At 68.5% G+C, this 23,485-nt stretch carries 20 protein-coding genes and 1 tRNA gene; 11 read left to right on the top strand and 10 right to left on the bottom strand.

What is annotated here, in order from left to right:
• Positions 1 to 653 precede the first annotated feature (653 nt).
• Entirely contained in the window at positions 654 to 1,151 is a 498-nt protein-coding gene (locus tag ACXJLU_RS24665) for a hypothetical protein (protein ID WP_457335525.1), read from the bottom strand.
• A gap of 397 nt (positions 1,152 to 1,548) precedes the next feature.
• On the opposite strand from ACXJLU_RS24665, the gene ACXJLU_RS24670 reads away from it, so the two are divergent.
• Together ACXJLU_RS24670 and ACXJLU_RS24675 are read left to right on the top strand one after the other, a co-directional pair.
• A complete protein-coding gene (locus ACXJLU_RS24670) occupies positions 1,549 to 2,214 on the top strand; it encodes an SGNH/GDSL hydrolase family protein (protein ID WP_457335527.1) in 666 nt (221 codons plus the stop codon).
• 23 nt (positions 2,215 to 2,237) lie between these two features.
• On the top strand, positions 2,238 to 2,645 hold the full coding sequence (locus ACXJLU_RS24675) for a hypothetical protein (RefSeq protein WP_457335529.1): 408 nt from the start codon (positions 2,238 to 2,240) through the stop codon (positions 2,643 to 2,645).
• Between the two features lie 308 nt (positions 2,646 to 2,953).
• Here the strand turns inward: ACXJLU_RS24675 and ACXJLU_RS24680 are convergent, their stop codons facing one another.
• From ACXJLU_RS24680 to ACXJLU_RS24695, 4 genes are all read right to left on the bottom strand, one after another.
• Positions 2,954 to 3,271, bottom strand: coding sequence for a hypothetical protein (locus ACXJLU_RS24680; protein WP_457335531.1), 318 nt, complete (start codon positions 3,269 to 3,271; stop codon positions 2,954 to 2,956).
• An 80-nt stretch (positions 3,272 to 3,351) separates the two neighbouring features.
• Positions 3,352 to 3,426, bottom strand: a tRNA-Val gene (locus ACXJLU_RS24685).
• Positions 3,427 to 3,494: 68 nt separating this feature from the next.
• On the bottom strand, positions 3,495 to 5,768 hold the full coding sequence (locus tag ACXJLU_RS24690; protein WP_457335533.1) for a RelA/SpoT family protein: 2,274 nt from the start codon (positions 5,766 to 5,768) through the stop codon (positions 3,495 to 3,497).
• Positions 5,765 to 6,628 carry an alpha/beta fold hydrolase gene (locus ACXJLU_RS24695; RefSeq protein ID WP_457335535.1) on the bottom strand — a complete coding sequence of 288 codons (864 nt, stop codon included), beginning with the start codon at positions 6,626 to 6,628 and terminating at the stop codon, positions 5,765 to 5,767. Before ACXJLU_RS24695 ends, ACXJLU_RS24690 begins: the two co-directional genes overlap by 4 nt.
• A 22-nt stretch (positions 6,629 to 6,650) precedes the next feature.
• Here ACXJLU_RS24695 and ACXJLU_RS24700 point away from each other — a divergent pair, with 22 nt between their 5' ends.
• Positions 6,651 to 7,451, top strand: a complete 801-nt coding sequence (locus ACXJLU_RS24700) for a 3-hydroxybutyrate dehydrogenase (protein WP_457335537.1) — start codon at positions 6,651 to 6,653, stop codon at positions 7,449 to 7,451.
• 82 nt (positions 7,452 to 7,533) lie between these two features.
• Here the strand turns inward: ACXJLU_RS24700 and ACXJLU_RS24705 are convergent, their stop codons facing one another.
• Genes ACXJLU_RS24705 through ACXJLU_RS24715 form a run of 3 tightly spaced genes read right to left on the bottom strand, consistent with a single transcriptional unit; the run spans position 7,534 to position 10,867 of the window.
• Positions 7,534 to 8,250, bottom strand: a complete 717-nt coding sequence (locus tag ACXJLU_RS24705; protein WP_168561951.1) for an SIMPL domain-containing protein — start codon at positions 8,248 to 8,250, stop codon at positions 7,534 to 7,536.
• Between the two features lie 48 nt (positions 8,251 to 8,298).
• Positions 8,299 to 9,513, bottom strand: a complete 1,215-nt coding sequence (locus tag ACXJLU_RS24710; RefSeq protein WP_457335539.1) for a DUF1501 domain-containing protein — start codon at positions 9,511 to 9,513, stop codon at positions 8,299 to 8,301.
• A 13-nt stretch (positions 9,514 to 9,526) separates the two neighbouring features.
• Positions 9,527 to 10,867, bottom strand: coding sequence for a DUF1800 domain-containing protein (locus ACXJLU_RS24715; RefSeq protein ID WP_457335541.1), 1,341 nt, complete (start codon positions 10,865 to 10,867; stop codon positions 9,527 to 9,529).
• 190 nt (positions 10,868 to 11,057) lie between these two features.
• Between ACXJLU_RS24715 and ompR the strand changes: the two genes are divergently transcribed.
• From ompR to ACXJLU_RS24745, 6 genes are all read left to right on the top strand, one after another.
• A complete protein-coding gene (gene ompR / locus ACXJLU_RS24720; RefSeq protein WP_073465378.1) occupies positions 11,058 to 11,792 on the top strand; it encodes an osmolarity response regulator transcription factor OmpR in 735 nt (244 codons plus the stop codon).
• A 6-nt stretch (positions 11,793 to 11,798) separates the two neighbouring features.
• Entirely contained in the window at positions 11,799 to 13,127 is a 1,329-nt protein-coding gene (locus tag ACXJLU_RS24725; RefSeq protein ID WP_073465377.1) for an ATP-binding protein, read from the top strand.
• Entirely contained in the window at positions 13,124 to 14,158 is a 1,035-nt protein-coding gene (locus ACXJLU_RS24730; protein WP_457335544.1) for a metallophosphoesterase, read from the top strand. Before ACXJLU_RS24725 ends, ACXJLU_RS24730 begins: the two co-directional genes overlap by 4 nt.
• A 136-nt stretch (positions 14,159 to 14,294) precedes the next feature.
• Positions 14,295 to 15,524 (top strand): hypothetical protein, encoded by a 1,230-nt coding sequence (locus ACXJLU_RS24735; RefSeq protein WP_457335546.1) that lies wholly within the window; start codon positions 14,295 to 14,297, stop codon positions 15,522 to 15,524.
• Positions 15,525 to 15,539: 15 nt separating this feature from the next.
• Complete coding sequence (locus ACXJLU_RS24740) at positions 15,540 to 16,772, top strand: PEP-CTERM sorting domain-containing protein (RefSeq protein WP_457335548.1); 1,233 nt, start codon at positions 15,540 to 15,542, stop codon at positions 16,770 to 16,772.
• Positions 16,769 to 18,019 (top strand): hypothetical protein, encoded by a 1,251-nt coding sequence (locus tag ACXJLU_RS24745; RefSeq protein ID WP_457335550.1) that lies wholly within the window; start codon positions 16,769 to 16,771, stop codon positions 18,017 to 18,019. The genes ACXJLU_RS24740 and ACXJLU_RS24745 overlap by 4 nt, the downstream gene beginning before the upstream one ends.
• Here ACXJLU_RS24745 and ispF read toward each other — a convergent pair.
• Together ispF and ispD are read right to left on the bottom strand one after the other, a co-directional pair.
• Positions 18,009 to 18,512, bottom strand: coding sequence for a 2-C-methyl-D-erythritol 2,4-cyclodiphosphate synthase (gene ispF / locus ACXJLU_RS24750; RefSeq protein WP_235002289.1), 504 nt, complete (start codon positions 18,510 to 18,512; stop codon positions 18,009 to 18,011). The genes ACXJLU_RS24745 and ispF overlap by 11 nt on opposite strands.
• A complete protein-coding gene (ispD, locus tag ACXJLU_RS24755) occupies positions 18,512 to 19,204 on the bottom strand; it encodes a 2-C-methyl-D-erythritol 4-phosphate cytidylyltransferase (RefSeq protein ID WP_457335552.1) in 693 nt (230 codons plus the stop codon). Before ispD ends, ispF begins: the two co-directional genes overlap by 1 nt.
• A 98-nt stretch (positions 19,205 to 19,302) precedes the next feature.
• Between ispD and mfd the strand changes: the two genes are divergently transcribed.
• Both mfd and serB read left to right on the top strand, forming a co-directional pair.
• The gene (mfd, locus tag ACXJLU_RS24760; protein ID WP_457335554.1) at positions 19,303 to 22,743 is read left to right on the top strand and encodes a transcription-repair coupling factor; all 3,441 of its coding nucleotides are present in this window, start codon (positions 19,303 to 19,305) and stop codon (positions 22,741 to 22,743) included.
• Positions 22,744 to 22,747: 4 nt separating this feature from the next.
• Positions 22,748 to 23,464 (top strand): phosphoserine phosphatase SerB, encoded by a 717-nt coding sequence (gene serB / locus ACXJLU_RS24765; protein WP_457335556.1) that lies wholly within the window; start codon positions 22,748 to 22,750, stop codon positions 23,462 to 23,464.
• Positions 23,465 to 23,485: the final 21 nt, after the last annotated feature.

Consider the following 23,485-nt stretch of genomic DNA (forward strand, 5'->3'; position numbering starts at 1 on the left):
GCGATTGCATCAATGCATTGCCGCTTGCCAGCAAAAGGGGTTCAGGCTTAGTGCGCCCGATACCGTGCCCCCATTGCTACCTACATCGAACGAGGTCAGCCAACCGTCGATACCAGTCGCCTGTCAGGGATAGACGATTCTGGCTCCAGGCTTCACGCAGGCGTGCGATCGTCCGGCTTGTGGTCGTCGACCTCAGCCTCGCGTACGACAGCTCAAGGTCGGCCAGCGCCTGCCAGCTCGAGCGGGCGAACGGCTGAAGCCGGCCAGGGGCAGTCGTCCGCGAACGGCTGCTTCTGGGAGGCAGAATCGCGAAGGTGCTACGAGGAAACGTATGCCTTTGCCGCTGAAACCTTACGACCGAGTCAGGGTCGTTGCCGTCCGAGATGGCCGCTTCGCCTCGCTGCCAAGCCACTACCGGCGCCACCCCGAGGTTGGGGACGTAGGGGTCGTCGTCCATACACACCAAGCGAACTACGCCTACGAAGTCGAGTGCTCGGATCCCAGCAACGGCGAAACGCTGTGGCTAGACGCCATGTATATCGACGAGCTCGTAGCCTACCCAGAATGACGCGGTTCGGTCAAAATCTGCCGTTCCCTACCGACTGCCTTCCGCTCGGCGGGGGCAGCCAGAAGACCTGCGCCCCCAACCTTCTTCACAGCTTCGATGAAACCTTGTTGGTCACGACCTGGCCAGAGCTTGCTTCTTCGATCCAGACACTCGACCGTTCCTTGGTCAGTTCGCCATTGACCCGGTAGACAACATCGGCCGTCGGAGTGAACTCAACGATGCCTTCCACGGAAAAGAACGTGCCTGTCGCTTTGCCTGCCAGGGCCTCGATCGGCGCGGCGGTCACGTGCGTGCCGACGAGCTTCACTTTCATCGCTGCCGCTGTCAGTCGTCGCGCCGTATTGCGCGTCGTGAGTGCGAACCCATTGCCCGAACTTGCCTGTCGCGAGGCAATCAGTGCGTTGTTGATCTGCTTGCCGTCAACCGCCTCCACGACGAAGCACCTGGCCTTTGATCCGCTCTCTGCGACACAGTTGTCACCCACCAGCGCCGTCGGCCCAGCGTACCCAGGGGGAATTGGCTCCTGCAGATTGGCGCAGCCGCCCAGAAGACCAATCAGAAAAATGGGAATGAGGAGTCGCAAACTATTCTCCAGGTTGAGTGTCAGCTGATCATCCTACTAGCGATGAACGCAAAACTGACCATGGGACCTTCGCGGATCGAATGGCCGCCGGCTGCCGTCGAGCATCCGCTTCCAGACACCCAATCAGGCTTGACGCATGTCGCCGATGAGTCGCCTACCGTCGACTAGGCGCTGCCACCGACTGGCGACAATCGGCCGAGGCTGTGTGAAAACTCGCCGCGTTGAAGGTGGCCACCGAAATCGACCTCTCAGATCGCGCTGCATTCGACGATCGACCATAAGGTAGGGGTGAGAAGACCCCCGAAATGCTTCGAGTCTCGAGTTTTCACACAGCCTCGGCCATGAGCAGCCGTTCGCGACTGACGGCTTTCGGGTGCGAAGCCCGGCACAGGAGAGAATGATCGCGGACATCTTCAACACGGGACGGCCTATGCCGCACATCGCGCTCCTCGGTGACTCGGTCTTTGACAACATCTCGTACACGCAAGGTGCGCCCGACGTCGTGGCACGGCTACGTTCGGCGCTGCCCGCGGACTGGCAAGCTACGTTGTGCGCAGTGGATGGTTCGACAGCGAATGACGTCGAACCGCAGCTCCAATCCTTGGCACCTGACACTACGCATCTCGTACTCAGCGTTGGCGGCAACAATGCGCTTCTGGCTGTCGAGATTGTCGACACGCCAGTGGCCTCGACAGCGGAAGCGTTGCGGCTTTTGGCCAGTGTTCGCGAAGAGTTCGAAGCGCAGTACGTTGCCGCAGTGGACGCATGCCTCGCGTGCGGGATCCCATTGACCGTTTGCACCATCTACAACGGAAATTTCCCCGACGTCGATTTCAACCGCCGAGCAAGCATCGCGTTAGCCGTTTTCAACGATGTGATCGTGCGGACGGCTCTTGTGCGCAGTCTTGACGTGATTGACCTTCGCGCAGTCTGTGCAACTCCCGCAGACTTTGCGAATCCACTTGAACCGTCCAGCTCGGGCGGAGACAAGATCGCTCGCTCGATTGCTCGTGTGCTCGCTGGAAATGTTGCCTGGAAAGGTGCCCGTATCACGGGACTATGAAGCCGCTAGAGTTCGGCGATGAGATGACCTTCAGCCCCTTCTGGCTCGGAGTACACATGGCGCCCGCTCTGCATAGCGAAGATGCATACGACAGAGCGAAGCTGATCGAAGACTCGCTCTTCGACGGCTGGGCGCTTGGCTATGTTGGCATCCCATGGCCTGGCCCGTGGCCCAAGGTCAACGGTGATCTCTTCGTAGTTGATCCTGACGGCTGGCAAGCTGGTATCGCGTGGGAGTCCTCGGGGCCGACGGTTCATGAGATTGCCGCAGCGTCCGCAAGCAGGTGGGGTGTCTATCAGGTCAGATTTCCGTTTCCAGTGATGAGCGAGCGCGATCTGGTTCGGAACTTCGTGGCGGTTCTACCGATGCTGCGTGAGCTGCGAGCAAGAGTTTCAGCAACTCGCGAGTCCTTCCTCTCGAAGTCGGACTGAGTTGCCGAACGGTGGTTTTGCGGAGGCGAATCCACGGACTCGAACGACCGCAACGGGTCGATTGCCGTCCTTCAGTGCCGGCGCATGAACTCAAACGACCGGCCACCAGCGGACGAACATCTCGCTCAACCGAATGACCGTTTCACGCTGACAGCACCGGAGGTTTGCCGTCACTGAACGCGCTTCTCGCACAGCGCCTTCAGTGTTCCCAATGCCTTCGGCCAGGTTTCCACCATGCGCTCGAATTCGTCCGTCATGTCCTGGTCGACCGTGAGCCTCGTTCCCTGCGGCGTGGCCTTGAAGGCAGCCTACGACGATCCGGCTTGCGAGGATTCGACATCGCCCTGCGCCGGCTCCTCCGGATCGAAGGGCTGCACGCCCAGCCGCGCGACGCCCTGGTCGACGCGCGCTGTGAGCTTCGCGAGCTTGCGCTGCAGGTCTTTCCAGTTGCGGATGCCCTCGTTCACCGGGTCCATCGGGTAGTAGAGCTTGTTGCCCTTGGGCTTGGCGGCCGACAGCGCGAAGCGCACCAGATCGTTCAGCTCGAAGGCCAGCTCGGTCATCAGCGCGCGGGTGTCGGCGACGTGCGCATCGATCAACTCAAGGCGGCGCGGGGTTATCTCCATCGAGGATCTCCTTGGTCCTGACGAGAACCATAGAAAAAGGGCCTGTCCCTTTCGGAACAGGCCCTGGTTTCCAGACGTTTTGGTGGGCGATGAGAGGGTCGAACTCCCGACATCCTCCACGTCAAAGAGGCGCTCTACCACTGAGCTAATCGCCCGAGTCCATGACTATAGCATCCCTTTTTTCGGGATCTGGTCAAGGTCGAAATTTTCTTCACGGCCCGGCTCATTTCCGGCGTGCACTTCGCACGCCGCCGACGCGGTCCACCGCGGCCAGCACCTGGTTCAGCCGGGCCGAATCGGCGACCTCGACGGTGAAGGTCATCCACGCGGTGCCGCCGCGCACGTCCTTCACCGACTGCGTGTTGACGCCGGTCACGTTCATCTTCTCCTTCGCGAACACCTCGGAGATGTCGCGCAGCAGGCCCTGCCGGTCGGCCGCCTCGACCAGCACGTCGACCGGGTACAGCGCAGGCTTGTCGCCGCGCCGATCGCCCCAGGCGACCGAGATCACGCGCTCGGGGCTGCGCGCGGCCATCTGCCGGAAGTTGCTGCAATCGGAACGGTGGATGGCCACGCCGCGCCCGCGCGTCACATAGCCGCCGATCGGGTCCGGCGGCGCCGGCCGACAGCAGCGCGACAGGCTGGTCAGCAGCGATTCGACCCCCACCACCAGCACGCCGCCCTTCGGCGCCTCGCCCTCGGGGCGCGTCAGGCGCTGCGTGATCACCGCATCGGGGTCGGGCTGCGGTTCCGGCGGGCGCAGCAGCGCCTCGATGTTGCGCAGCGAGAACTCGTCCTTGCCGACCACCTCGAACAGCGCCTCGGCATGGCGGAAGCCGAGCTGCGCCGCCAGGTCGTCGAGCTTCATCGAGGTCTTGCCTTCGCGCTGCAGCAGCTTCTCGACCGCCTCGCGGCCGCGCGCGATGGTGTCGCGCAATGCCAGCGCGTTGAACCAGGCCCGCACCTTGGCCTTCGAGCGCGAGCTCTGCAGGTAGCCCAGGTTGTCGTTCAGCCAGTCGAGCGACGGCCCGCCCTCCTTGATCGTCGTCACCTCGACGGTCTGGCCGCTTTGCAGCCGGGTGTTCAGCGGCACCATCGTGCCGTCGACCTTGGCGCCGCGGCAGCGGTGGCCGAGGTCGGTGTGCACGGTGTACGCGAAGTCGATCGGCGTCGCGCCGGCCGGCAGCTCGATCACCGCGGCATCGGGCGTGAAGACGTAGATGCGGTCGTCGAACACCGCGCCGGGCGCCACGCGCTCGCTGCGCTGCTCGGTGCCGCCTTCGTCGTCGCGCTCGATGAACTCGCGCTCCCACGCCAGCAGCTGCCGCAGCACTGCCTTGCGCGCCTCGGCCACCTGCGCGTCGAAATCGCCGCTCGCGCTGACACCGGCATAGCCCTTGGTGCCGGCCTCCTTGTAGGCCCAGTGCGCGGCGACGCCGTGCTCCGCGTGCTCGTGCATCGCCCGCGTGCGGATCTGCACCTCGACCGCCCGCCCCTGCTCGTCCTGCACCACGGTGTGCAGCGACTGATAGCCGTTGACCTTGGGCCGCGCGATGTAGTCGTCGAACTCGCCCGGCACCGGCGGCCACAGCTCGTGCACCCGGCTCAGCACCGCATAGCAGTCGGGCACGTCGGCGACGATCACGCGCATCGCGCGCACGTCGAACACGCGGTCGATGTCGAGGCCCTTGCCGCGCATCTTCTTCCAGATGCTGTACAGGTGCTTGGGCCGCCCCTGCACCTCGGCGCGCAACCCGGCGGCGGCCAGCGCGTCGCCGAGCCGGCAGCGGAAGGCCTCGACGCCGTGCTCGCGCTCGACGCGCTTCTCGTCGAGCAGCCGCGCGACGTTCTTGTACTGCACCGGCTCCAGGAAACGGAACGACAGGTCTTCCATCTCCCACTTGATCTGCCAGATGCCCAGCCGGTTGGCGAGCGGCGCGAACACCTGCAGCGACTCGCGCGCCAGCACCACCGGGCACGGCTGCTTGCTGCTCGCGAAGTGCCGCAGCGTCTGCAGCCGCGAGGCCAGCCGCAGCAGCACCACGCGCAGGTCGCGCGAGAACGCGAGCAGCATCTTGCGCACCCGCTCGGTCTGCTCGGCGCGCTGCTCGGCATGCACCCGCGCCTCGCGCGCGGCGCGCTGGATCTGCACCAGCTTGCGGGTGTGCAACACCAGGCTCGCGTACGACGCACCGAAGGCCTTGCTGACGACCTCTTCCGGCTTGCTGAGGTAGTCGCTCGCGTAGACCAGGTAGGCGGCGGCGCGCATCGACGGTGCCGCGCCGATGCCCTGCAGGATCGCGGCGACGCCGTCGGCATGCACCAGCGCGTCTTCGCCGGTGTCGAGCAACTGGCCGTCGAGCAGCGGCTCGGCGAAGGCGCGTGCGCGCGCGAGCTGCGCGGCCTCGCTGTCGCGGCCTGCCTCGCCCGGCGCATCGGCGGCCAGTTGGACGATCGGGGCGGCGTCCTGGTAGGTGTCGAGCAGTCCGGTTTTCACGCCAGCAGGAACTCCCGGGCGGCCGCGATCTGATCGGGCGAGGTCAGCATCGGCGCATGGCCGACGCCGTCGAATTCGCGCAGCAGCGCGCGCGGGCCGCGCTGCGTCATCGCCTGCGCGGTGGCGCGGGTCAGCAGGTCGGAGTCGGCACCGCGCAGCAGCAGCGTCGGGCAGGCGATGGCGTCGTACATGCCCCACAGGACAGCCTCGCCGGCGCGCGCCGCCTCGGGCGTGATCGCGCGGAACGGCAGCGCGATCAGTGGGTCATAGTGCGGCACGAAGCCGTCCCCATCCGCGCGCAGCATCGGCCGCGTCAGCGCCAGCCACTGCTCGCGGGTGTGCGGCCCGAAGCCCTGCGAGATGCTCCACAGCGCGTCGGCCGCTTCTTCCAGGCTGCGCCAGCGCGCCGGCAGGCCGAGGTAGGTGCCGATGCGCGCCAGCGCGGCCGGCTCGATGCTCGGGCCGACGTCGTTGAGCACCAGCTTCGACACCGGCGAATTCTTCAGCGCCGCGAGGCCCAGCCCGATCAGCCCGCCCATCGAGGTGCCGACCCAGTGCACCGTGCCAGCGTTCAGCCGCGCGAGCAGCGTGACCATGTCGGCCACGTAGGCGGGGATCTGGTAGCCCATCGGGTCGGCGAGCCGGTCGGATTCGCCGCGCCCGACGACGTCGGGGCACACGACGCGGTACTCGCCCTGCATCGCCTGCGCGAAGGTGTCGAAATCGCGGCCCTGGCGCGACAGGCCGTGCACGCAGACCAGCACGCGCGGGTTGCCTGCATCGCCCCACTCCCACCAGGCCATGCGATGCAGGCCGCGGGTGTCGAGGCATTGCACGTGGTTCAGGCGGGGTTCATGCATGGGCCGGGCTTCCTCTTCGATAATGGACTGTATCAACCTGGAGGTCTCCACCGTGCTCAAAGGAAAAACCGCCCTCGTCACCGGCTCCACCAGCGGCATCGGCCACGGCATCGCGCTGTGCCTGGCGCGCCAGGGCGCCAACGTGGTGCTCAACGGCTTCGGCGAATTCGAGCCGGCGCGCGCCGAGGTGGCCGCGCTCGGCGTGAAGGCCGGCTACCACGGGGCCGACATGAGCAAGCCGGCCGAGATCGAGGCGATGATGGCCTACGCGCAGGCCGAGTTCGGCGGCGTCGACATCCTGGTCAACAACGCCGGCATCCAGCACGTGGCCGCGGTCGAGGAGTTTCCCGCCGCCAAGTGGGACGCGATCATCGCGATCAACCTCAGCTCGGCCTTCCACACCACGCGGCTGGCGATCCCCGGCATGCGGGCGCGCAACTGGGGCCGCATCATCAACATCGCGTCGGCGCACGGGTTGGTGGCGTCGGCGCAGAAGTCGGCCTACGTGGCGGCCAAGCACGGCATCGTCGGCTTCACCAAGTCGATCGCGCTGGAGACCGCGCAGACCGGCATCACGTCGAACGCGATCTGCCCGGGCTGGGTGCTGACGCCGCTGGTGCAGAAGCAGATCGACGACCGGGCCGCGCGCGAAGGCATTGCGGTGGAGCAGGCCTCGCGCGAGCTGCTGGGCGAGAAGCAGCCGTCGCTGCAGTTCGTCACGCCGCAGCAGCTGGGCGAGCTGGCGGTGTTCCTGTGCTCGGCCGCCGCCGACAACGTGCGCGGCGTGGCCTGGGCGGTCGACGGCGGCTGGACGGCGCAATAGCGAAAAAACCGTTCGGGCTGAGCCTGTCGAAGCCTGGTTCGATGCGCGCGGGCCCTTCGACAGGCTCAGTGCGAACGGGGGGTTACTTCGTCATCTGCACCGACCCATTGACGCTGACCGTCACGCTGCCCTTGCCCAGCTCGACCGGCAGCGACTCGTCGGCCGCGCCCATCGTCTTCATGCGGGCCATCGGCGCGGCGGCGTACATCACCGGCTCGTTGCTGCCGATGTTGACCTCGCGCAGCACGTAGCTGCTGAAGCCGAACTGCTTCGCGTACTCGGCCGCCTTAGCGCGGTAGCGGGCGATGGCCTGCGCGGCGACATCGGCCTCGACCTTCTCGCGCTGCTCGCGCGACAGGTTGCTGCCGACGCGGGCGATCGTCAGCGTGCTGATCTTCGCGGTCAGCGCGGCGATGCCGGGGATGTCCTTGCCCTCGACCACCAGCTCGGCGGTGCCTTGCCAGCCGTTGATGCCGCCCTTCTGGCTGTAGCGCGGGAACAGCGAGAAGTTGCCGGTGTGCACCTCGATGTCGCCCGGCTTCGCGACGCGCTTGGCCTCGGCCAGCGCGGCGTCGAGCGCCTGCTTCAGCTGCGCCTGCACGGCGCCGGCATCGGTGCCCTCGCGGGTGGTGCTGAGCGTCACGTTCAACAAGTCCTTGTTGACCTCGACGGTAGCGCTGGCCGACAGGCTCACCACGTTCTGCAGCGGCGGCTCGTTGGCGAGCGCGGGTTCGGCCGCCAGCGCGGCGGCAAAGGCCGCGACCGCGGCCAGGGGCGAGAGCTTCGATTGAATCGTCATGGATCCTCCTTGTGAGTGGCGCGCCGTCGGCGTGTCGTTGTCGGTCACTCAGGCCGCGATGAACGGCAGCGCATCGAAGCGCCCGTTCAGCACCGCCTGCGGGTCGACACCCCACCAGCGCTGCGCGATGGTCGCATAGACCTGGCGGAAATCGGCCGTGTGGACGAGGTTCTGGCTCTCGTCCAGCCGCTGCAGGTCGGGCATGCGGCCGATCACGCCGCCGCGCACCGCACCGCCCAGCGCGAAGTGCGGCGCGGCGGTACCGTGGTCGGTGCCGCCGCTCTGGTTCTGGCGCGCGCGGCGGCCGAATTCCGAATACGTCAGCACCAGCGTGCGGTCCCACGCCCCGGCCTCGACCAGGCCCTCGCGCAACGCGGCCAGGCCCTCGGCCAGCTGCTTCAGCAACGCGGCATGCGTGGGCAGCTGGCCGCGGTGCGTGTCGAAGCTGCCGTGCGTCAGGTGGAACACCGGCACGCCGCCGCGCCCCTTCTGGCCGGCGACGATCGCGCAGCAGGCGCGCACCGCCTGGCCGAAGCCGTGCGCCGGAAACTCGGTGCGCAGTGCCGGCGCCTCCGGGTTGCGCAGGCCCTCGGCCGCCTGCAGCACGCCGGCTTCGACCTTCAGCACATGCGCGAGCGCCGCATTGCCCTGCAGCGCGGCCGGCCGCGCAAGCCGCGATTCGTTGACGAAGGCCTCGGCGCTGGTCAGCGACACCGCGCGCGCGCCGCTCAGCGCACCGAGCCCGGCGGTGCCGACAGCGACCCCTTCGGCGGTGAAGCGGCCGCGCTCGCGCAGCCCGGCATCGAAGGCGCGCGCGACCCAGCCTTCGTCGAGGTACTCGCGCGCGGCCGATGCGGTGTCCCAGATCTCGATCGAGCGGAAGTGCGACAGGTTGGGCTGCGGGTAGCCGAGGCCGAGCAGCAGCGCGAGTTCGTGCTTCTCCCACAGCGGCATCAGCGGCGCGAGCGACGGGTGCAGGCCGAGCGCACCATCGAGCCGCAGCACGTCGGCGGCCGGCAGCGCGAGCGTCGGCCGCAGCGCCGCATAGGCCGGGTCGGCATAGGGCACGACGGTGTTCAGGCCGTCGTTGCCGCCCTTCAGCTCGACCAGCACCAGCACGCGGTCAGCCGCCGATGCGGCGGGCTGCAGCAGGCCGCTGCTGCCCTGGGCCCAGGCGGCGCCCGGGATGCCCGGCAGCGCGAGGCCGCTGCAGGCGACGGCGGCGCCCGACAGGCGCATGAATTCTCGGCGGGTGGATCGCATCGCGGTCTCCGGGTCACTTCAGTTGAAACGCAGGGTCCAGGCTCAGCGCCCGCAGCATCGACAGCCCGACCGTGCCGGCCGGCAGCGGATTGACCGGCGGCGCGGCGAGCACCGCAAGCTCGATGCGCGCCTTCGTCGCGGCATCCGGCTCGCGATCGGCGTGCGCACCGAGCGGCGACAGCCACGCGTCCGCATCGAAGCGCAAGCCGCCCGCCCCCATCTCGACGCCGCGGAACAGCCGCTCGGTGAAGCGCTTGCGCTCCAGCAGCGTCGTGCTGTCGATCCAGTCGGTGTAGCCCGGCCAGCCCTTCACGTTGGGCGGCACGAACAGGCTCTGCCCGAGCTTGGCGCTGGCGCGTGCAATGGGCAGCATCGAATCGAGCTGCACCTCGAACTGGCGCAGCGTGCCCACGGTCAACTCCACCGGCGACTTGATCAGCGCCGCGCGCGCGGCCGGCGCCCAGAAGGCCTCGCTCAGCAGCAGCTCGCGCAGCGCCGCATCGATGCGCCAGCCGCTGTCGCGCAGCCGGGCCGCGACGCGCCCGAGCGCCGCCGCGTCCGGCACCGGCGAGACGAACTCGCGCCACAGCTTGCCGGCGATGAAGCGCGCCGCGGCCGGCTGCGCGAGCATCTGGTCGAGTGCGCCGTCGGCGTCGAAATCCGCGCTGCGGCCGAGCAGCGTCTTGCTGCCGCCGTCGTGCAGGCGCGGGCGCAGCCGGGCGCTCCAGTCGGCGCGGTCGACGGTCCAGCCCGAGAAGGCGCGGGCGGCCTCCTTGATGTCCTGCTCGCGGTACTGCCCTTCGCCGAGCGTGAAGAGCTCCATCACCTCGCGCGCGAAGTTCTCGTTCGGCGCCTGCGCCTTGTTGGCCGCGCCGTCGAGGTAGATCAGCATCGCGGGATCGCGCGCGACGCCGTGCAGCATGTCGGAGAACGAGCCGAGTGCATGCTTGCGAAACAGCTGCTGCTGGATGAACATGCCTTGCGGGTTCTGCACCTTCTGGACCGAGGTCGCGAAGTGGTTGTGCCAGAACAGCGCCATGCGTTCGGCCAGCGGCGCCGGCGTGTCGCGCATCTCCTGCAGCCACCAGGCCGCGAGGTCGAGCGTGTCGCGCCGCGCCTGCTGCCGCGCGGCCTTGCGGGCGTCCTCGTCGGGCAACTGGCCGAGCGGCGTGCGGATGGTCTCGCCGGTGAAGGCCGGCGGCGGGTGCATGAAGCGCGCGCTGCGCGCCGCATCGATCAGCCGATCCACGGCGGCCTCGGCACTCAGGCCGATCCAGGGTGCAAGCTGCTGCGGCGACGGCGCGAAGCCGGTGCGGATCAGCAGGTGGCGGGCATCGCTTTCGTTCAGCGTCATGCGTGTCTCCAGTCGGCCCCCAACGTGCCGGCCACCAGCTTCGCCGACAACTCTTGCCGACCTTCACAAACCTTCACTTGCCAAACGGAAAAAGCCGTGTCGCAAGATTTGTAACAGATGGTCCGGACGCTCGAAATCCTCGACCGAACCTGCGCACAATCTCGGCTGTTACAAATCAACGGAGCCGTCGATGACGCCCACTGCCACTGCCCGTCCCGACCGCATTGTCGTGGTCGATGACGATGCCCGGATCCGCGACCTGCTGCGCCGTTATCTGACCCAGGAAGGCTTCGAAGTCCTGCTGGCCGAGGATGCGAAGGCGCTGAACCGCGTGCTGACGCGCGAGACGGTCGACCTGATCGTGCTGGACCTGATGTTGCCGGGCGAAGACGGGTTGTCGATCTGCCGCCGGCTGCGTGCCGCGAGCGACGTGACGCCGATCATCATGCTGACGGCCAAGGTCGAAGACGTGGACCGCATCGTCGGCCTGGAGGTCGGTGCCGACGACTACCTGCCGAAGCCGTTCAATCCGCGCGAACTGCTGGCCCGCATCCATGCGGTGCTGCGCCGCCGCCCGGCGATGGAAGCCCCTGGCGCCCCGGCCAAGGATGCGCAAACCGTCACCTTCGGCCCGTTCGAATTCGACCTCGCGCTGCGCCGCCTGTCGAAGGATGGCGAGCAGATCGCGCTGACGACCGGCGAGTTCTCGATGCTGAAGGCGCTGGTCCGCCACCCGCGCCAGCCGCTGTCGCGCGACAAGCTGGCCCAGCTGGCCCGTGGCCGCGAATTCGAACCCTTCGACCGCAGCCTCGACGTGCAGATCTCCCGCCTGCGCAAGATGATCGAACCCGACCCGGCCCAGCCGCGCTACATCCAGACCGTCTGGGGCGTCGGCTACGTGTTCGTGCCGGACGGCACCGCCTAAAGTCGGATGGCTCGCAACGCGGTAGCGCTGAGCCTTTTCTGGCGCACCTTCTTCCTGCTGGCCGTCCTGCTGACCGGCGGCATCTTCGCGTGGGTGCAGACCTTCCGCGCGCTCGAATTCGAGCCGCGTGCGGTGCAGGCCGCGCAGCAGATCGCGAGCCTGGTGAACCTGTCGCGTGCCGCGTTGCGCTATGCCGACGGCATCAACCGCGTGACGCTGGTCAAGACCATGTCCGACCAGGAAGCCGTGCGCGTGCTGCCGCGCGAGCCCGGCGACAAGTGGGAGGCCTTCGAGGTCGATCGCTTCTCGCGCGCCATCGGCCAGGAGCTGCGCACCCGCCTCGGCCCCGACACCATCGTCGCGACCGCGGTCAACGGCAATGGTGGCCTGTGGGTCGGCTTCTCGATCGAGAAGGATCCGTACTGGCTGCAGGCCGACCCGACCCGCGTGCGCCCGCTGGCCGGCAGCACCTGGCTGCTGTGGGTCAGCATCGCGCTGCTCGCCACCGTGGTCGGCTCGGCCGCGATCGCGCGGCTGATCAACCAGCCGCTGCGCGACCTGTCGTTCGCCGCCAGCCGCATCCGCGATGGTGAATACGAATCGCAGCTCGACGAGAACACGCTGACCAGCGAGATCCGCCAGGTCAACATGGGTTTCAACCGCATGGCCCGCGAGCTCGCGAAGGTGGAGGAAGACCGCGCGGTGATGCTCGCCGGCATCTCGCACGACCTGCGCACCCCGCTCGCCCGGCTGCGGCTCGAGGCCGAGATGAGCGTGCACGATGAAGAAGCCAAGCGCAACATGGCGCTCGACATCGACCAGCTCGACGCCATCATCGACAAGTTCATGGACTATGCCCGCCCCGGCGAGACCAAGCTGGTGCCGGTGCACGTGAGCAGCCTGGTCGAGCGCGAGATGCAGGGCTTCCGCGACCCGAGCCAGATCCGCATCGTGTCGCGGGTGGCGATCGACACCAAGGTGATGGCCGACGAGATCGAACTCGGCCGCGTGTTCCAGAACCTGTTCGAGAATGCCCGCCGCTACGGTCGCTCCGCCGACTCCGGCATCGCCCGCGTGCATGTGAGCTATGCGCGCACCGGCCCGTGGGTGATCCTGAGTGTTCGCGACCACGGACCCGGCGTCTCGCACGACAAGCTGAAGCAGCTCACCACCCCGTTCTTCCGCGGCGACGCGGCGCGCACCGCCGCCACCGGCGCCGGCCTGGGCCTGGCCATCGTCGAGAAGGCGGTGCAGCGCATGGGCGGCAACTTCGAGCTGTCGAATGCGTCCGACGGTGGCCTCGTCGCCCACGTCAGGCTGAAGCGCGCCCCATGAGGTTCGACGGCCTGATCGCCCGCGCCGGCAGCCGCGGGTGGCGCGCACTGCTGGCCATCGCCATCGTCGTGCTGCTCGGCGCGCTGGTCGCCCGCGACTTCCAGGGCGCGTGGTACGAAGAGGAAGACCGGCACCGCGTCATCGCCAAGCTCGCGATCTACTGGTGCTCGTGGCTGCTGTGGCCGGCGCTGCTGCTGCTCGCGCGCGAGACCTGGCGCACCGCGTTGCGCCGCAAGCCGGCCGCGACCGTGGCCGGCCTCATCGCCCTCGCGCTGTGCGCCTGCTTCACCTGGGCCCGCTTCATCGAGCCGAACTGGCTGCAGGTGCGCGAGACCACGCTCGGTACGAGTTGCGGCGTGCGTGTCGCGCTGATCTCGGACCTGCACGTCGGGCTGTTCGTGCGCGAGGCCGAGTTGCAGCGCCTCGTCGACCGCCTGAACACGCTGCAAGTCGACGCGGTGCTGGTGGCCGGCGACTGGACCTTCGAGCCGGGCCACGACCTGCGCAGCACCTTCGCGCCGCTGGCCGGGCTGCGCCACCGCACCTTGTCGGTGCTCGGCAACCACGACGAGCAGCGCCCCGGCCCGCCGCTGGCCGACGAGCTGCAGCAGGCGCTCGCGGCAGCACATGTGGAAGCCATCGACGGCAGGCGCGTACCGCTCGGCCGCTGCGAACTGCAGGGCCTCGGCGACCGCAGCGCCGGCTCGGCCGAGCGCGACCTCGCCACGTCGCGCCGCCAGCCCTGGGGCGTCGACCGCGCGCACCGCGTGGTGCTGACGCACAACCCCGACACGGTGTTCGACCTCAAGCCTGACGAGGCCGCGCTGCTGCTGGCCGGCCACACGCACGGCGGGCAGATCGACATCCCGGTCTTCACGAAGCACCTGCTGGCGCATGCCACCGATGGCGGTTTCCGCCAGGGGCTGTACGAGCTGAAGAACGCCCGCGTCTACGTGACCCCCGGCGTCGGCATCGACAAGCTGCCAATCCGCTTCCGCGTGCCGCCGACGATCGACGTGCTGGCCTTCTGAACCCCGGGTCGCGGGCCATCCGACGGATGCCCGCGCCATGCCCCTGCCCGGCTCGCGGGTGTGCGGGAATGCGACATGGTTTGACACACGGCCGCCGTACAAATTGCGGACGTCACAACCACCAGGGGAAACGCACATGAAGACTCGCATCGCACGCGTCCTCGCGGCGCTAGGATGCAGCGCCTGCCTGTTCGGCAGCGGCGCGCCGGCGCAGGCCACCGAGTACAGCCTGACCGACCTCGGCCTGCTCGGCAACGGCTTCAGCAGCGTCTACGCCACCGGCATCAATGCCAGCGGCCAGGTCGTCGGCTATGCGTACGACGGCTACATCGGCACGCCACAAACCGACACCTACCAGGCCTTCGTCACCGGCGCCGACGGTCACGGCATGACAGCCATTCCGACGCTCGGCGGCAGCTGGAGCAAGGCGACCGGCATCAACGACAGTGGCTGGGTCGTCGGCACCTCGGCCACCACCACCTCGACGCCGGGTGGCGACAGCCGCGGCTTCGTCTACGAAGGCAACGGCAGTGCACCGCGCAGCCTCGGCACGCTGGCGGGCCCGAGCACCGCGAACGGCATCAGCGCCGATGACCGCGTCGTCGGCGCGTACACCGCCCACGGCAACACGCAGCGGGCCTACCTGACCGATGCGAACGGCGGCGCGATGCACGACATCGGCACGCTGGGCGGCGCGAACTCCACCGCCTACGGCGTCAACCAGGAAGGCCGCGTGGTCGGCGGTGCCGAGTACCGCACCTACGCCACCCCCGACACGCCACGCCAGCGCGCCTTCATGACCGGCTATGGCGGCGACGTGATGATGCCGATCGCGGTGGCCGGCTACGACATGACGGGCCCTGACACCAACTCGGTGGCCCGCGCGATCAACGAGCAGGGCACGATGGTCGGCAACTCGGCGGCATTCGTCGGCGATGGCGGGCGTGCCTTCATCGCCGGCCGGGACGGCGTCGGCCGGGTGCTGAACCTCTACGACATGGGCTCGTTCGAGATGGCGGGTGCGTGGCGGCTGGAGAGCGACGCCTATGGCCTGAACGCCATCGGCCAGGTCGCCGGCAGCTACTACTTCACCGTCAACATGATGAGCCACGCGTTCATCAGCGGCGCCAACGGCCTGGGGCTGGTCGACGTCAACACGCTGAGCTTCACGAACCTCGCGGCCGGCGCGCGCGACTGGCTGTTCTTCAACGCGACCGGCATCAACGATTCGGGCCAGTTCATCACCAACGGCACCAACGGCCACGCCTACCTGGTGACGCCGGTGCCGGAGCCGGCGGCGCTGCTGATGATGGTGTGCGGCCTGTGCTGGCTCGCGTGGCGCCGCCGCACGAGCATCAACGCCTGACGGCAGGGAGCGACCATGGGCAAGACACTCACGCGCTTCTTCGCGGCGCTGTGCGCCACTGCGTGCCTGGCCGGCGCGCCTGCGGTGGCGAGCGCCGCCCCGTACACGCTGTTCGACCTGGGCGCGCTGGGGCCTCCGCCAGGGCCGGGCGAGTGGAACCTGATGCAGGCCACCGGCTTCAACAACAGCGGACAGGTGGTGGGCTTCCAAACCCACCTCACCCAGGCGACGGACGGGTCGTGGAGCGAGACGGGCCAGACCGCCTGGATCAGCGGTGCCAACGGCATCGGCCTGAGCGCCCTTCCGACGCTCGGCGGTTCGTGGAACCGGGCCACCGGCATCAACGACGCGGGCTGGGTGGTCGGCACGTCGTTGACGGCCGCCGGCACCGAGCGTGCCTTCGTGGTCGGCCCGAACGGCACATCGGCACGCGAGCTCGGCACGCTCGGCGGCAGTTCCAGCAGCGCAACCGCCATCAACGCCAGCGGCCAGGTGGTGGGCACCAGCACGACCGCAGCGGGCATTCAACGCGGCTTCATCACCGATGCGCAGGCCGGCAACCTGCATGAACTCGGCAGCCTGTACCAGGGCGGCACCGCGACCAGCATTCCGACCGCCGTCAATGCATCCGGGCAGGTCACCGGCATGAGCAGCGCCTCCAACGGCATGGACGGCACGGGGCGCACCTTCATCACCGGACCCAACGGCGCCGGCATGCGCGAGATCCCCGGCCCCTCCCCGGGCGAATTCAGCCGGGGCCTGGGCATCAACGACCGCGGACAGGTCGTGGGGCTGGCGGCGCCCGGCTTTCGCGATCCCACCGGATTCATCGCCGAAGCCGATGGCAGCAGCCGCACGCTGCAGGTGCCGCTGCCCCCCGCGGGCGGCGAGTTTCCGGTGTCCGTGGACGTCTGGCCCGGCGGAATCAATGCCGCGGGCCAGGTGGTCGGCCGCTACCACCAGGGCATCTTCGCGGAGGGCTTGTTCGTCACCGGACCCGACGGCAGCGGCGCAACGCTGGTCGACTACGGCCCGTTCTCCCCTGATCCCCCCGGGTCGGCGCTGTACTGGAGCTACGACGCGGCACTGCTGATCAACGATGCTGGGCAGATCCTCGCCAATTCGGGGGACGGCCACGTCTACCTGATCTCGCCGGTGCCCGAACCGGCAACCGCACTGATGCTGCTGGCGGGCCTTGGCCTGCTGGTTGTTCGGAGAAAGCAATGCCGACCAAGGGAGAACCCATGAAGCACACCCTCAAGCAACACCTGGTCCGCCTGCTGGCGGCGCTTGGAACATCCGGCGCCCTGCTGGCCACCGCCCCGCTCGCACAGGCCGGCGAGTACCTGCTGACCGACCTCGGCGGCTTCGGCGGCGACTGGATCGGCATGGTCGCCACCGGCCTGAACAACTGCGGCCAGGTGGTCGGCTATGCCTATGCGCGCGGCAACAACGGCTGGTCGTCCGACGACACCTACATGGCCTTCGTGACCGGCGCCAACGGCATCGGCCTGACCAGCATCCCGACGCTCGGTGGCAGCTGGAACAGGGCGACCGCCATCAACGACCAGGGCTGGGTCGTCGGCACCTCGTCGATCAACGCCGACAACGGCGACGCACCGGACGACACCCGCGCCTTCGTGATGCAAGGCCCCGGCGCCACGCCGCGCAGCCTCGGGTCGGCCGGCAACAGCACTGCGTCGAAGATCAATGCCGGCGGCCAGGTCACCGGCAACTTCATCAACGCCGACGGGCTGCAGCGCGGATTCGTCACCAAGCCGGGCGCCGGCGCCATCCAGCCGATCGGCACGCTGGGCGGCGCGACCTCGACGGCCAACGGCATCAATGCCGCCGGCACGGTGGCGGTCAATGCAGAGAACCGCGTGCGCGGCGACCCGACGGAGCCGGTGCGCTCGCGCGGTGCGCTGGCCGACGCGAGCAACCAGGCGCTGACCGAGGTGAAGATTCCCGGCTACGACTACGACAACATCGACACGATCTCGGGCGTTGCGGACATCAACGACCGCGGCCAGGTGTTGAGCGGCGCCGCAAGGTTCTATGGCCCGGACGGCGGTGTCTTCCTCAGCGAAGCAAACGGTGCCGTGAAGAGGATCAACGTGGAGCAGTTGGTCACGTTCCAGGGGCAGGGTCGGGAGGAGTTCTATGCGGGGGGCCGCGCGATCAACAACCTGGGCCAGGTGGCGGGCAGCTACAGCTTCTCGCCCTACCTCTTCTCCCACGCCTTCATCACCGGCCCGAACGGCAGCGACCCGGTCGACGTCAACGACCTGAGGTTCGTCAATGCCGACCCGTCGTTCAACGACCTCTTCCTGTACGCGAGCGAAATCAACGACCGCGGGCAGTTCGTCGTCACGACGCTCGGCAGCCGGGCGTTCCTGGTGACGCCGGTGCCGGAGCCGGCTGTCGCGCTGATGATGGTGTGCGGGCTCGCGTGGGTGTGTTGGCGGCGGCGGGAGGCTTCGCTCAGGGCTTGATCAGCAGGCAGACGGCGCGCGCCTCGATGGCTTCGAGGCGGCCGACCGGGCCCATCTTCTCGGCCGTCTTGGCCTTCACGTTGACGCGGTCGACATCGAGGCCCAACGCGCCGGCCACGCGCTGGCGCATCGTCAGGATGTGCGGCGCCATCTTCGGCTGCTGCGCGACGATGGTGCTGTCGACGTTGGCGATCTCCCAGCCGGCCAGGCGCACGCGGCGCGCCGCCTCGGCCAGCAGCGCGAGCGAATCGGCGCCGTGGAACTGCGGGTCGGTGTCGGGGAAATGCTTGCCGATGTCGCCGAGCGCGGCGGCGCCGAACAGCGCATCGGTCATCGCATGGCACAGCGCATCGGCATCGGAATGGCCAAGCAGCCCGTGCGTGTGCGGTATCTCGACGCCGCCCAGCACCAGCTTGCGGTCGGCCACCAGCTGGTGCGTGTCCCAGCCTTCGCCGACGCGCATCTCCGGCGGCTTGTTGCGGTTCGGGTTCATCAGCGCGTCCTCAGCAGTCGTTCGGCCAACGCGAAGTCGTCCGGGTAGGTGATCTTCAGGTTCTCGAGCGCGCCGCGCACCAGCAGCGGCGAGCGGCCCTGCGCCTCGATCGCGCTCGCTTCATCGGTGACCTGGTCGCCGGCCTGCGCCAGCGCGTCGCGCAGCCGGCCGATGCGGAACATCTGCGGCGTCTGCGCTTGCCACTTGTGGCGGCGCTCCAGCGTGGCTTCGCTGCGGCCCTGCACCTCGTGCTTCAGCGTGTCGGCCAGCGGCAGCGCGAGCAACCCGCCGACCGCATCGTGCAGGCACACGTCGATCAGCCGGTCGATCCACTCGGGACGCACCAGGCAGCGCGCGGCGTCGTGCACCAGCACCCAGTCGTCGGCATGAGCGCCGCGCGCCAGCAGCTCGGCGAGGCCGTTGGCCACGGTCTGCGCGCGGGTCTCGCCGCCGACCCGCGCGGCCCAGCCGGTGAAGCCCGGTGCCTGCGATTCGAACGCGGTGTCGGTGGGGCTCAGCACCACCAGCACGTTGGCGAGCCGCGTCACCTGCGCCAGCGCCGCCAGCGTGTGCGAGACCACGCTCGCCCCGGCCAGCGCCGCGTATTGCTTCGGCCCGTTCGCCGCGGCGCGCTCGCCGACACCGGCGCAGGGCACGAGGGCGAACAATCGGGAGGGGGAAGAAGTCGACATGGGGCGCGGAAAGGTGGCGAATTCTATAATCGGCCCCGCCCTATCGCCCCGCCGTCACGCCGCGCGGGGCGATTTGATTTTGTCGCGCGATTGTGTCCATGCACCTTCCCAGCCTGTCTCCCGGAAAACGCTTCACGCTGCCCCGCCCGATCGGCTCGGCCGATGCCCTGCTGCTGGCCCGCTTCGCGCAGGCGCGCACGGCCCAGAAGCAGCTCACCGCGATCGTCAGCGCCGAGCCGGCCGACACGCAGCGGCTCGAAGGCGAGCTCGCGTTCTTCGCGCCCGAGCTGCGCATCGCGGTGTTCCCCGACTGGGAGACCCTCCCCTACGACACCTTCTCGCCGCACCAGGACCTGATCTCCGAGCGGCTGGCCACGCTGTGGCGCATCCAGCGCGGCGAGGTCGACGTGGTGCTGCTGCCGGCCTCGACCGCGCTGGTCCGTCTCGCGCCGCCGAGTTTTCTGGCGGCCTACACCTTCAACTTCAAGCAGAAGGAAAAGCTCAACGAGGCGGCCCTGAAAGCCCAGCTCACGCTGGCCGGCTACACCCACGTGAGCCAGGTGGTGTCGCCCGGCGAGTACGCGGTGCGCGGCGGGCTGATCGACCTGTTCCCGATGGGCTCGCTGGTGCCCTACCGCGTCGACCTGTTCGGCGACGAGGTCGACAGCATCCGCACCTTCGACCCCGACAGCCAGCGCAGCCTGTTCCCGGTGCCCGAGGTGCGGCTGCTGCCGGGCCGCGAGTTCCCGATGGACGAGGACTCGCGCACCGCGTTCCGCGCCCGCTGGCGCGAGAAGATGGACGGCGACCCGACCAAGGTGCGCCTGTACAAGGACATCGGCAGCGGCATCGCGACCGCCGGCATCGAGTACTACCTGCCGCTGTTCTTCGACGGCGTCGCGACCATCTTCGACTACTTCGGCGAGCAGGCGGCGATCGCGCTGCACGGCGAGGTCGACGACGCGCTGAAGCGCTTCTGGGTCGACACCCGCGAGCGCCACCGCTTCCTGCAGCACGACAAGGAGCGGCCGATCCTGCCGCCGGAAGACATCTTCCTGCGCACCGAAGACTTCTTCGCGATCGCCAATGCGCACCCGGTGTTGTCGGTGCGCGGCAAGGAAGAGACCGACTGGGCCCGCCCGCTGCCCGACCTGAGCGTCGACCGCGGCGCGCCCGAGCCGCTGAAAAAGCTGCAGCTGCACGTCGGCACCACGGCCCACCGCGTGCTGATCGTCGCCGAGAGCGAGGGCCGGCGCGAGAGCCTGCTCGAACTGCTGCGCGACAGCCGGATCGAGCCGCCGTCGGTCGCGAGCCTCACCGAATTCGAGCAGGGCGACGAGCGCTTCGCGATCGCGGTCGCGCCGCTCGCCGAGGGCTTCTTCTGGCACGACACCGAGCTCGGCCGCGCGATCCAGTTCATCACCGAGACCGAGCTGTTCGCGACCTCGCCGACCGGCCGGCGCAAGCGCAAGCAGGAGCAGGTCAGCGACGTCAACGCGCTGATCAAGGACCTGTCGGAGCTGAAGGTCGGCGATCCGGTGGTGCACGTGAACCACGGCATCGGCCGCTACGTCGGGCTGATGAGCATCGACCTGGGCGAGGGCCCGAGCGAATTCCTGCACCTCGAGTACGCCGACAAGGCCACGCTGTACGTGCCGGTCGCGCAGCTGCACCTGATCAGCCGCTACACCGGTGTCAGCGCCGAAGAGGCGCCGCTGCACCGCCTGGGCTCCGGCCAGTGGGACAAGGCCAAGCGCAAGGCGGCCGAGCAGGTGCGAGACACGGCTGCCGAGCTGCTGAACCTGTACGCCCGCCGCGCCGCGCGCGAGGGCTTCGCGTTTCGCTTCTCGCCGCACGACTACGAGGCCTTCGCCGCCAGCTTCGGCTTCGAGGAGACGCCCGACCAGAAGGCCGCGATCCACGCGGTGATCCAGGACATGGTGAGCCCGAAGCCGATGGACCGGCTGGTGTGCGGCGACGTCGGCTTCGGCAAGACCGAGGTGGCGCTGCGCGCGGCCTTCGTCGCCGTCACCGGCGGCAAGCAGGTGGCGATCCTCGCGCCGACCACGCTGCTGGCCGAGCAGCATTTCCAGAACATCTCCGACCGCTTCGGCAAGTGGCCGGTGAAGGTGGCCGAGCTGTCACGCTTCCGTTCGCCGAAGGAGGTGAAGGCGGCACTCGAGGGCATCGAGGACGGCACCGTCGACATCGTCATCGGCACGCACAAGCTGATCAGCCAGAGCGTCAAGTTCAAGCGCCTGGGGCTGCTGGTGATCGACGAGGAGCACCGCTTCGGCGTGCGCCACAAGGAGGCGATCAAGGCGATGCGCGCCGAGGTCGACGTGCTGACACTGACCGCCACGCCGATCCCGCGGACCCTGGGCATGGCATTGGAAGGCCTGCGTGACCTGAGCGTGATCGCGACCGCGCCGCAGCGGCGCCTGGCGATCAAGACCTTCGTGCGCAACGAGAGCAGCGGCACCATCCGCGAGGCGATCCTGCGCGAGCTGAAGCGCGGCGGGCAGGTGTACTTCCTGCACAACGAGGTCGACACCATCGAGAACCGGCGCGAGAAGCTGCAGGAGCTGCTGCCCGAGGCACGCATCGCGGTCGCGCACGGCCAGATGCCGGAGCGGCAGCTGGAGCACGTGATGCGCGATTTCGTCGCGCAGCGCCACAACGTGCTGCTGTGCTCCACCATCATCGAGACCGGCATCGACGTACCGAGCGCGAACACCATCGTGATCAGCCGCGCCGACAAGTTCGGCCTGGCGCAGCTGCACCAGCTGCGCGGGCGCGTTGGCCGTTCGCACCACCAGGCTTACGCCTACCTGCTGGTGCCCGAGGTCGACGGGCTGACCAAGCAGGCCGCGATGCGGCTGGAGGCGATCCAGAACATGGAGGAGCTCGGCTCCGGCTTCTACCTCGCGATGCACGACCTGGAGATCCGCGGCGCCGGCGAGGTGCTGGGCGACAACCAGAGCGGCAACATGATGGAGGTCGGCTTCCAGCTCTACAACGAGATGCTGAGCGAGGCCGTGCGGTCGCTGAAGGCGGGCCGCGAGCCCGACCTGCTGTCGCCGCTGTCGGCCACCACCGAGATCAACCTGCACGCGCCGGCCCTGCTGCCCGATGCCTACTGCGGCGACGTGCACACGCGGCTCAGCCTGTACAAGCGCCTGGCCACGGCCGAGAAGCCCGAGCAGATCGACACCATGCTCGAGGAGATCACCGACCGCTTCGGCAAGCTGCCGCCGCAGGGCCAGACGCTGTTCGACGTGCACCGGCTGCGCGTGCTGGCCAAGCCGTATGGCGTGATGAAGATCGATGCCGCGCCGTCGCTGATGGTGATCAGCTTCCGGCCCAACCCGCCGGTGGATTCGATGCGCATCATCGAGCTGGTGCAGAAGAACCGCCACATCAAGCTGGCCGGCAACGACAAGCTGCGCATCGAGCGCCAGACGCCGGAGCCGAAGGACCGTGCGCAGCTCATTCGCGACGTGCTGCGCTCGCTTGGAACCCCGAAGCAAACTGCCTGAATCCATGACTTCTGAATTCGCTCCCGGCCTCGTCATCCAGCGCTTCACGCCGCCGCTGCGGCTCGCGGACTTCAAGCTGATCGCGTTCGACATGGATTCGACGCTGATCAACATCGAATGCGTCGACGAGATCGCCGACGCGGCTGGCCGCAAGGCCGAGGTCGCGGCGATCACCGAAGCGGCGATGCGCGGCGAGATCGCCGACTACAAGGACAGCCTGCGCCGGCGCGTCGCGCTATTGAAAGGCGTGCCGGTCAGCGCGATGCAGCAGGTGCTCGATGAGCGGCTGCAGCTGAACCCCGGTGCCGCGGCGCTGGTGCAGGCCTGCCAGGCGGTGGGGATGAAAACGCTGCTGGTGTCGGGCGGCTTCACCTTCTTCACCGACCACGTGCGCGACCGGCTGAAGATCGACTTCACGCGCTCGAACGTGCTGGAGGTGGCCGATGGCGCGCTGACCGGGCGCATGGTCGATCAACCCTGGGGCGACATCTGCGACGGCGACGAGAAGAAGCGGATGCTGCTGGCGACTTGTGCGCAGCTCGGCATCCCGCCGAGCCAGGCCATCGCGATGGGCGACGGCGCGAACGACCTGCCGATGATGGGCGTCGCCGGGCTCTCGGTGGCGTACCACGCGAAGCCGGCGGTGCGGGCGCAGGCGATGGTGGCGATCAATGCGGGCGGATTGGACCGGTTGCTGGAACTGGTGCAAGTGGTGCAATAGCGGCCTCTTCCAGGAGCGCCA

Source organism: Rhizobacter sp. P5_C2, from assembly GCF_054049715.1.